The sequence below is a fragment of the Nodosilinea sp. P-1105 genome, assembly GCF_012911975.1.
In the GTDB taxonomy this organism is placed as follows: Bacteria; Cyanobacteriota; Cyanobacteriia; order Phormidesmidales; family Phormidesmidaceae; genus Nodosilinea.
Map to the genome: position 1 here is coordinate 1 of NZ_SMDQ01000154.1, position 1,718 is coordinate 1,718.

Sequence of the window (1,718 nt, forward strand, 5' to 3'; positions counted from 1 at the left end):
CCCGACGCTCCGCGTCGAGGCGCATCCCCAGACGCTCCAGCGTCATCTGGATCGGGGCGCTGGAGCGCCGTGGGGCTAGTCTCCACGCGGAGCGTGGGGACGAGGGAGCGGGTGGGGACGAGGGAGTAGGTGGGGGCGCGGGCGCGGGCATGGGCACCCTAGAAACGCCGCATTAGAACACGTGCCATGGGTCGCAGCCGTTACGTCATCACCGAGTCCGATGCCCCTCACTTTCTCACCTGCACCGTGGTCGAGTGGCTGCCTGTCTTCACCCGGCCTGAAGCCTCTATGTCTCACCCCTTGTAGTGCTGGAATGTTTGGTTGGCCCCTTGCGTATCCAAAACAGACCGCTGATTCAGCGTTACGAAGACTTTTTTTTAATAAGGCCGACCTCCGAGCCATCTGTTGGGATGAAAATACCAACTGGAGAGGCGTTATAGGTCTTGAGACAGCGGTGAACGTACCAGAAGCGCTAAAGCAGCAATTGGGCCTGATGCAACCTGGAGAAGCTAATGAGACATAACAACACTTCAGCGTAGGAGGGGGAAAGCGTCGCACCTTTCTACTGGCAAGCCAAAAGCTGCGATCGCCCCCCATACCTCCAACTACAGCCGATCGCTGCTTGAACCCACCCTCTGCTAGATAAAATAGCTTTATAACTAAATCAGCCTCATGCGATCGCCCTGCTCTGCATTCTTAGAGAGGTTCAGCCATGACCACCCTCGAACAAATCCAACAAGACATTCAGGCGCTTCCCCATGACGCGCTTAACCTGTTGGCACAATTCATTCAACTACTCAAAAAAACTCAGACTGCCACCCAAGAGCCTTCTCAGGCTGAACAGCCCGAAAAAGGCAGTAGTGCCGCTATCCTGCAATTTTTGCACAACCATCCTCTACCGCCCGAACATCAGCGCACAGCCTTAGAGATCGATCAGCAAATCAGCGAGGAACGCGCCGCATGGGAGTAGCCTCGCCCGCTAAAGTGTATTTAGATAGCTGCATCGTCATCTACTTGCTTGAAGAACATCCCCAGTTCAGCAGCATTGTTCGCAAAGCCTTTGAAACATCTGAAAACAAACGATTCTATGTCTCACCCCTTGTAGTGATGGAATGTTTGGTTGGCCCCTTGCGTACCCAAAATAGACCGCTAATTCAGCATTACAAAGACTTTTTTCGGTGCCAAATTATTTTAGACATTGAATCTCCAACCTACCGCCATGCTGCCGAACTACGAGCGCGACATAACTTGAAAACACCCGATGCACTACATCTGGCAGTTGCCTATCACCACGACTGCACAGAACTTTGGACTAACGATGATCGCTTGAACACAGCTGCTGGTAGCAAGACCGTCAACCTATTTTCATGACGGTTGAAAATTGGGCGTGTAGAACAGTTAACGTTGAAACACCTTGCTGCTGAAATCTACCTGTAGCCCTTCGAGTGTGATCAACCCTTTGGCCATGCGGCTGAACCCTAGACTTCCTTCGCCATCCTGCACCAAATTGAAACCGCTACCGGCAACCCCGCAGCGGCTCGGACGGCGTGGCAGCAGGCCCGTGATGCCTACCTGGCCTACCGGCAGCAGGGAGGCTATGCCCAGTTCAGCGGCGGCAAGCTAGTAGACCGCGTACTGGGGCTGCTGGCTCAGCAGCAGACCGGTGAAGTCCAGTCGCTGTTTGCCGAGCTAACCAACAACCCAGAAGTAACCGACTC

General features: G+C 54.0%; 2 protein-coding genes and 1 pseudogene. All 3 read left to right on the forward strand.

Features of this window, described 5'->3' with window-relative positions; translation table 11 throughout:
- Window positions 1-186 precede the first annotated feature (186 nt).
- Window positions 187-279, forward strand: a pseudogene (locus tag E1H13_RS28220) (transposase); the annotation flags it as partial.
- 433 nt (window positions 280-712) lie between these two features.
- Window positions 713-970, forward strand: coding sequence for a hypothetical protein (locus E1H13_RS26455; protein WP_169617945.1), 258 nt, complete (start codon window positions 713-715; stop codon window positions 968-970).
- Window positions 961-1,371 (forward strand): type II toxin-antitoxin system VapC family toxin, encoded by a 411-nt coding sequence (locus E1H13_RS26460; RefSeq protein WP_169617946.1) that lies wholly within the window; start codon window positions 961-963, stop codon window positions 1,369-1,371. Before E1H13_RS26455 ends, E1H13_RS26460 begins: the two co-directional genes overlap by 10 nt.
- Window positions 1,372-1,718 lie beyond the last annotated feature (347 nt).